This window comes from Bacillota bacterium (assembly GCA_040754675.1).
Classification (GTDB): domain Bacteria; phylum Bacillota; class Limnochordia; order Limnochordales; family Geochordaceae; genus Geochorda.
Map to the genome: position 1 here is coordinate 1 of JBFMCJ010000161.1, position 8226 is coordinate 8226.

At 61.2% G+C, this 8226-nt stretch carries 8 protein-coding genes; all 8 read left to right on the top strand.

Annotated features, from left to right (window positions below; all coding sequences use genetic code 11):
- A partial coding sequence (locus AB1609_10700) for a LuxR C-terminal-related transcriptional regulator (GenBank protein ID MEW6046936.1) occupies nt 1–234 on the top strand: 234 nt, incomplete at its 5' end.
- 380 nt (nt 235–614) lie between these two features.
- On the top strand, nt 615–1217 hold the full coding sequence (locus AB1609_10705) for a transcription termination/antitermination NusG family protein (GenBank protein MEW6046937.1): 603 nt from the start codon (nt 615–617) through the stop codon (nt 1215–1217).
- Nucleotides 1218–1732: 515 nt separating this feature from the next.
- A complete protein-coding gene (locus AB1609_10710) occupies nt 1733–3709 on the top strand; it encodes a nucleoside-diphosphate sugar epimerase/dehydratase (protein ID MEW6046938.1) in 1977 nt (658 codons plus the stop codon).
- A gap of 104 nt (nt 3710–3813) precedes the next feature.
- Nucleotides 3814–4851 (top strand): dTDP-glucose 4,6-dehydratase, encoded by a 1038-nt coding sequence (gene rfbB, locus AB1609_10715; GenBank protein MEW6046939.1) that lies wholly within the window; start codon nt 3814–3816, stop codon nt 4849–4851.
- A gap of 1 nt (nt 4852) precedes the next feature.
- Nucleotides 4853–5920, top strand: coding sequence for a glucose-1-phosphate thymidylyltransferase (locus AB1609_10720; protein ID MEW6046940.1), 1068 nt, complete (start codon nt 4853–4855; stop codon nt 5918–5920).
- A 33-nt stretch (nt 5921–5953) separates the two neighbouring features.
- Nucleotides 5954–6409 carry a dTDP-4-dehydrorhamnose 3,5-epimerase family protein gene (locus tag AB1609_10725; protein ID MEW6046941.1) on the top strand — a complete coding sequence of 152 codons (456 nt, stop codon included), beginning with the start codon at nt 5954–5956 and terminating at the stop codon, nt 6407–6409.
- A gap of 5 nt (nt 6410–6414) precedes the next feature.
- On the top strand, nt 6415–7257 hold the full coding sequence (gene rfbD, locus AB1609_10730; GenBank protein MEW6046942.1) for a dTDP-4-dehydrorhamnose reductase: 843 nt from the start codon (nt 6415–6417) through the stop codon (nt 7255–7257).
- A 569-nt stretch (nt 7258–7826) separates the two neighbouring features.
- A partial coding sequence (locus AB1609_10735; protein ID MEW6046943.1) for a hypothetical protein occupies nt 7827–8226 on the top strand: 400 nt, incomplete at its 3' end.

Genomic DNA, 8226 nt, shown 5'->3' on the forward strand with positions numbered 1-8226 from the left:
TTGTCGCAGGGCGCCGCGATCAGGGCGAAGCTGTCCGACAGGCAGCGAGAGATCATGAAGTGCCTGAGCCGGGGGCTGTCTGACCGCGAGATCGCGAAGGTGTTGTGCGTGAGCGGTTCCACCGTGCACAGGGAGATCAGCGTGCTGCTGCAAATGATGGGTGCTTCGAATCGGACGGAACTGGCGGCGCTGGCCGTCCGTCTCGGGTTCGTCGGCGAACCCGGCCGGGGCTGAACCCCGGGGCAGTAGCGTGCACGCCTGATGTGGCTCGGAACTGTTGTCGCCCAGGGGTTAGAAATTGGTAAGTTGACCAGTGTTTCCCCCTGAAGGAATTTGGGACCGCACGGAGAATGGGACTGCTATGAGCGACGCCGGTTTCCGGAGCCCGGCAACGGCGGGAAGGGCCGGAAGTGGCGAAGTATTGCCCGGGAGGGAAGGACGGCAGCGAGGGCGGAGTGCGGAGTTTACTCGATTTGGCTGAATCCAGGGACTGGCTGAGGGTTGAGCAGGTCGGTACCGTGGTACGACTGCCGTCCGGACCCGGGCGTGTCCTGGGGATGTGGTTTGTGGGGGATGGGGTCCGCTGCGGGCGCGGTGGGTGCGGTCTGCGGCAGATGTGCGTTGTGCAGGAGGTACCGGACGAGCTGGTGCCGGCCTGGTATGCAGTACAGACGAGGCCTGCCAAGGAGGTTTCCGCGGAAGTTACGTTGATGAGAGACGGGTTGGACGTGCTGCTTCCCCGGCTGGTGTTCCTGGATACCCGGCGGGTGAAGCGGAGGTCGCGTGGGCGGCCCCCGGATGAACCATCAGGCGTGCGCCAAAGGGTGGAACCGATGTTCCCGGGCTACCTGTTCGTGCAGCTGACCCCTGGTTGGGTTGACGGGTGGCAACGGCTGCGCTCTAACCCGTGGGTGCTGCGGGTGCTGGGGACGGGCGACGAACCGGTGCCGGTCCCCGACGCCGCGGTGGAACTCATAATGGAAAAGTCGCTCGGGTCGGGGATCGTGGTTTTCCGCAGCGGCCGCCCTGCCTGGCAGGAGTTAGACGCCGGTACGAGAGTAGAGATCACCGAAGAGCCATTTCGGGGGCTGCTGGGAATCCTGGAGAAGCCGACCGCAGGCCGAAAACGGGTGCGGGTGCTCCTTGAGATCATGGGGCAGGAAGTGCCGGTGGAGGTTGACGCCGGCTCCGTCAAGGCCGTAGAGGATGCTGACTGAGGTCTGTTCGCTTTGGAGCGCATTGAAACCTATCTGTCAACGCTGGACGGGGCGGTCGGGCGGCTCTGTGCGTTGAGGAAGCGCGCAGCTTCTTTCGACGAGCTCGAGCGGAACCTGGACACTCGGGACCTGGTGGTCCACAACCTGTGGGTCACTCTTGAGTCAGCTCTGGATCTGCCAGTATTTCGTGCGTGGTGTGGACAAGCACTGCCGGGATGGGTGGTCAGAACCTGATCGAAAAGGACCGGGAGGTCGGAGTGCTTGAACCGCCTCTTGCCGCTCGGGGCCTGAAAACGCGCGTTGGATGTAGGAGCCTCCGCTCCGTAAGCCCTCGGAATTGCGACGGAAAACACTGTGACGCTGACCAGTGAATGGTTCGTGTGAAGGTTTAGGACGGGCTTGATTCCGACCCGTTTTGGCCGGCCGGTCTGTTGCGGTGGAGCCTGATTGTAGCTGGTCAACGGAGCGGCGGGTAAGTTTTCGAGAGTAACAGTGGGGCGGGCCAGGAGGTAACGATGGCGTTCCTGCGGTGGCCGCGGGCCAGGCAATTGGTCCTGGCTGTTTGCGATCTCGTGGTCGTGAATGGGTGTCTGCTGGCGGGGTTACTCCTCCGCTTTGAGTGGCGGATTCCCCATACATACCTCGATGCCTACCTGGCCTTGGGCCTGCCCTACTCTCTGGGTACTCTGGTCGCCTATTACCTGGGCGGGCTCTACCACAGTCTCTGGCAGTTCGCGAGTATCGAGGAACTGTGGGCGGTGGTGCGGGGGGTGGGCCTGCAGACGGCTTTCATGCTGTTATCCATTTACGTCTACCCCACGGTGCCCGGTTTTCCCCGCAGCGTCATCGTCATGACGGTCGTCTTGTCCTTCCTGGCGGTGGGGGGCATGCGGCTGACCTGGCGGGTGATCCGCCGCCTGGAGGCTTTCACGGACGGCCGCGGGCGGCCCCGCAAGCGCGCGCTCATCGTGGGGGCAGGCGAGGCCGGGGCCATGGTGGTGAAAGAGCTCAAGTCGCGGCCGGAATCAGGGCTAAAGCCGGTGGCCCTGGTGGACGATGACCGGCGCAAGCTGGGGCTCAGGCTGCACGGTGTGCCCGTGGTGGGGACCACGGAAGAGATCGCCCGCTTGGTGGATGAGCATGCCATAGAAGAAGTGGTGGTAGCAATTCCCTCTGCTCCGCCTGCGACCCTGCGGCAGATAGTGGGCCGCTGCCAGGGTCTAGAGGTGGCCATCAAGACCATCCCGGGCGTGTACGAACTGCTCAACGGGCGGGTGACGGTGCAGCACATCCGTCCGATCGAACTGGAAGACTTGCTGGGGCGAGAGCCGGTGCAGATCGACCTGGACCAGGTGGCCGGCTACCTGCGGGGCGAGACGGTGCTGGTGACGGGAGCCGGCGGGTCCATCGGCTCCGAGCTGTGCCGGCAGGCGGCTCGCTTTGATCCCGGACTGTTGCTGCTGCTCGACCACGACGAGAATGGTGCCTTCGAGACCGCGCTGAGCCTCGATCTGAAGTTCCCCGAGGTACAGAAAAAAATCATCATCGCCGACATCCGGGACCGTCGCAAGGTGGAACAGGTATTCGCCGCCTACCGGCCGGGGGTGGTGTTCCATGCTGCCGCACATAAGCACGTGCCCCTCATGGAAGAGCACCCCGACGAGGCGGTGAAGACCAACGTTTTTGGCACCCTAAACCTGGCAAGAGCGGCCCGGCTCTACGGCACCAAGAGGTTTTTACTGATCTCTACAGACAAGGCGGTCAACCCGACCAGCGTGATGGGCATGACCAAGCGGGTCGCCGAGAAGATCGTCCTCGGCATGAACGGCCATGGTTCAGAAGCGCTCGTCGGGGCCACCAGTTCCCGGGATCCGTTCCCGGCCCTCGACACAGTGGCCGAATTTGCGGCTGGCTGCGACGGTTCCCAGCCAAGCGGAGAGGGAACCACTATGCACGAGACGCGGTTCGTAGCGGTGCGCTTCGGCAACGTCATCGGGAGCCGTGGGAGCGTCGTCCCAGTGTTCCGGGCGCAAATCGCGTCTGGTGGGCCGGTTACTGTCACGGACCCTGACATGCGGCGCTACTTCATGACCACCCCAGAGGCCGTGCAGTTGGTCATTCAGGCAGGAGCCATTGGGCAGGGCGGGGAGATATTTGCCCTTGACATGGGCGAGCCCATTCGGATCGTCGACCTGGCGGAGAACATGATCAGGCTGTCCGGCTACGAGCCGGGGGTGGACATACCCATAGTGTTCACGGGTGTCCGCCCAGGCGAGAAGATCGCTGAGCAACTTTTCGGGGACGGTGAGTCCGTTCTGCCCACTTCTCACCCACGCATCTGGCGGGTAGGAACGGCAAGTGGGGTAGACTATGGTGCCTTGTGGGAGTCGCTTCTTGCTCTCCAATGCATGGTGTTCGATGGCACCCGCAGCAGGCAGGAAAGTAGTGGTGAGTTGGTAGAGTCGCTGCGGCAAATAGTGCATTGTGGCTGACCGGTAGTAAGGGGGGACCTTGGTGCAGGTCCCCGAACCACTCCTGCGGGGCCGCCCCCGGTATCCATTTAGTAGAGCGCAGGGGAAGCGGGGGACATCGCCGGGTGAAGCTGCTGGTAACAGGCGGGGCGGGGTTCATAGGGAGCAACTTCATACGCTATGTGATAGCCCAGCACCCGGACTGGCAGGTCGTCAATCTGGACAAGCTCACGTACGCCGGCAACCTGGAGAACCTTTCGGATGTCCAGGCGTCGCCGCAGTATGCCTTCGTTCGCGGGGACATCTGTGACCGTGGCCTCGTGGACAGGTTGATGTCTTCGGGCAAGTTTGACGTCGTTGTGAACTTCGCGGCTGAGTCCCACGTGGATCGCAGCATACTGGATGCTGGTCCGTTCATCGAGACAAACGTGAAGGGAACGCAAGTGTTGCTCGAAGCTGCCCGAAGCCACGGCATTGGTTTGTTCGTCCAGGTTTCCACTGACGAAGTGTACGGTTCCCTGCGGCCTGATGACCCGCCGTTCTCAGAAGAGAGCCCGCTTGCCCCCAGTAGCCCCTATGCTGCGTCGAAGGCAGCGGCTGACCTGCTCGTGAAGGCCTACCACAGGACTTATGGTTTGCCTGTGATCATCACGAGGTGCTCCAATAACTACGGCCCCTACCAGTTCCCCGAGAAGTTGATACCCCTCATGATAACCAATGCTTTGGAAGACAAGCCCCTGCCCGTGTATGGCGACGGCCTGAACGTCCGCGACTGGATACACGTCGAAGACCACTTTCTGGCACTCGACCTGGTCATCCAGAGGGGCCGCCCGGGGGAAGTTTACAACATCAGCGGCGGCTGCGAAATGACCAATCTCGAGGTCGTGAGGGCGATTCTGGGAGTGCTGGGTAAGCCGGAATCGCTGATCACTTTCGTGCCGGATCGGCTTGGTCACGACAGGCGTTACGCCATGAGTGCTAAAAAGGCGAGGGATGAACTGGGCTGGGAACCGAAGTTACGCCTGCCCGACGCGCTGCCTTCTGTAGTGGCCTGGTACCGGGAGAACGAGGGCTGGTGGCGACGGATCAAGGCGGGCGAATACCGGCTGTACTATGAACGGGTCTACGGAGCAGCCGTTCGTGGGGCTGACGGAGGGACCTGAGGTGAAGGCACTCATCCTGTCTGGGGGCAGGGGTACCAGGCTGCGGCCGTTGACTTACACAATGGCCAAGCAGTTGGTACCGGTGGCCAACAAACCGATCCTATTCTTCGTCCTGGAGCAGGTGGCCGCCGCGGGGATACAAGACGTGGGGATCATAATTAGCCCCGAGACGGGTGAGAGCGTTAAAGCGGCGGTGGGCGACGGCTCCCGTTGGGGGCTCGCGGTCACCTACATAGTTCAGGACCGCCCGGGTGGCCTGGCGCACGCGGTGCAGGTAGCACGCGGTTTCCTGGGTGATGCCCCGTTCCTCATGTTCCTCGGCGACAACCTCATCCAGGGTGGCGTCGCAGACCTGGTCCGCGAGTTCGCGACGGACGCCAAGGAGGCCACGATACTGCTGAAGGAGGTTCCCGATCCCAGACAGTTTGGGGTTGCCGTCCTGGACGGCGACAACCGGGTAGTGCGCCTTATTGAAAAACCCAAGGATCCCCCCAGCAACCTGGCTCTGGTCGGGGTGTACCTGTTTTCGAGCGCGATCCATGACGCCATTTCGCGCATCAGGCCGTCCTGGCGCGGGGAACTGGAGATCACGGATGCCATCCAGGAGCTCATGAACATGGGGGGACGGGTCGAGGCCCGGGTCCTCCATGGTTGGTGGCTTGACACGGGCAAGAAGGACGACATCCTGGAGGCCAACCGCGTGGTTCTCGATGAATACGCCCGCCGCGCTATCCACGGCGAAGTGGATGCTGTGAGTCAGGTGGTAGGACGAGTCGAGGTGGGCCACGGTGCCCGCGTGATTGGAAGTGTGATCAGGGGCCCGGCCGTTATCGGGGAGGGCGTGGTGATCCAAAACTGTTTCGTGGGCCCATTCACCGCCATCGGCGACCGTAGCCACCTGCGCAGCGTGACGGTGGAGCACTCCGTCATACTCGAAGACTGCGAGCTTTGCGATGTGGGGTGCATCGAAGACAGCCTGGTGGGGAGGAACGTCAAGGTTCGTAAAGCAGGCGATGGCCGGCAGGCGCTAAGGTTGTTCGTGGGCGATGACTCGGAGTTGGCTGTGTAACGGTTAGGGTCGCGGCATCCGGAGGGGTGTCACTTGATAGAAGGGGTTAGGATCAAGCAGCTGGTTCGTCATCCGGACGACCGCGGGTTCTTTCAGGAGATACTCCGCGAGGACGATGGCCTGTTGCGGCACTTTGGCCAGGCGTCGATGTCCAAGACGTACCCTGGGGTGATAAAGGCCTTCCACTACCACGAGCATCAGGACGACGTGTGGTTCTTCCCGGTCGGAAACGCGCAGGTCGTGCTGCACGATCTGCGGGAGGACTCGCCGACGTACGGAGAAACCAACGTGTTTTACATGGGCGAGGACAACCCGATAGTGTTGCTTATTCCTGCCGGCGTGGCCCACGGCTACCGCACATTGGGGGAAAAGCCTGCCATCATCCTGTACTTCACCACCCGTCCGTACGACCGAGACAACCCGGATGAGAAACGTCTCCCGTACGATGACCCGCGCATCGGTTTTGATTGGTCCACAAAGATGAGGTAGGACACATGAGAGTCATCATCACCGGTGCTTCAGGTATGCTCGGGCAGGACATGGTGGCTGAGTTCCAGCGGCGCGGACACGACGTGATTGCTTTGGACCGTGCCCGGCTCGACATAACCGACCTGCGTGCCGTACGGGAAGCCATTGGATCGTTGAAGCCCGACTTGGTTGTAAGCTGTGCGGCGTATACTGACGTGGACAGGGCCGAGGCGGAACCCGACATTGCCATGGCGGTCAATGGACTGGGCCCGCGCAACCTCGCCCTAGCGTGCGAAGCTCAGGGGGCTGCGCTCATGCACATCAGCACTGACTACGTCTTCGACGGAGAAAAAGACAGTCCTTACGAAATCTGGGACGCACCTAACCCGATCAACGTCTACGGTAAGACGAAGCTGTGGGGGGAGAACTATGTTCGGTCCCTCACCCACCGTCATTATGTCGTGCGCACCAGTTGGCTGTTCGGCAGGGGCGGAAGGAACTTCGTCGCTACGATTCTACATAAGGCGCAACTTGGAGAAGTGCTCACCGTGGTGGCGGACCACATCGGGTGTCCCACTTATACCCCCGATTTGGCTGCTGCCTGTGCTGATCTGGCCGCAACCGGTTGTCATGGTATATACCACGTGACGAATAGCGGGGCAACGACTTGGTATGGTCTAGCCGAGCACGTGCTTCGGATCTCTGGGATGGACGCCCGAATCTCCCCGATAGTTTCAGATAAGCTTGCGCGCCCTGCAAGACGGCCCCGCAATTCACGGCTCGACCCTGCCCCGCTGGCGGCCACCATTGGGTATGTCTTGCGAGGGTGGGAGGATGCCGTTGCATCTTACCTGCAGACAGGCGCGTGATGGGGCGGGTGCTCTTACCTTGAACAGAATTGCGTCTACCGTATGCTGCAGGGGTTCCCACCCTACAGTTGCCCCAAAAGTTTTGTGGCAGGATTTCGCCTTTTCCACCCGCGTTGGTGTTTGGCCTGGACTAACCGTGCGTTATGTGCGGTCGCGAGCCTAGCGATAAGCGATAAGTTAGGGAAGGAACTAGGAGCATGTCTCTTGTAATGGCGTTGATGGGCTTGTCGGCGATATGGGGGAGCAGGAGGGTCTTTGGTAGTTGGGTGTCCCCGCTCGCCGTGTACGGGGGTACCTGGGGCTTTCTTTTGGCCCTATTTTTTCTCCGTATGGTCCCGTACCCGAGGCTCAGTCTTGAGGCGGGTGTCCTCGTACTTGGGTCCTATGCTGCGTTTTTGCTCGGGTGTGGGTCGGCAGCTTTGGCCGGCGCTATCTCCTTCCGGCGAAAAGGATTTTGCCGTAACAAGAGCCGTCTTGCATTTGACCGCTGCCGGTTACGCAAGATGCTCGCCCTGTGCGCGTTTGCGGCTTCCGTAGGGGCATTTGGGACTACCCTGGAAGTGCTGCAGGTGATGTCTATCCCGACCATCCTGGCAGGGGGAGCTCGTGCGGGGCTCCTATCAGGGGAGATAGTCGTCCCCACTATTTGGGGTGTCCTAGAGTGTTTCAACTTCGCATTGTCAGTTCTGGTCGGGCTCTCAGCAGGCACTCTGGGAAAATGGCCGCCGGTCGCCCTTTTGCTAGTTCTCACGAGTGCTATCCACAGCGTGATATGGGCGGGAAGGACGTTTCTGTTGGAGGTTGCCCTACTTTCAGTTGCCTCGTATGTGTTGTCTAGGCAGACCCACTCGACGACGAATCAAGGAACCCGACTCGCTGACTTGCAACTCATTGTAGGACTTTTGATTGTGGGGACGCTGGTTACGCTGATATGGATGTGGCGTGGAGGTCTGCCGTTTGCGGAGATGT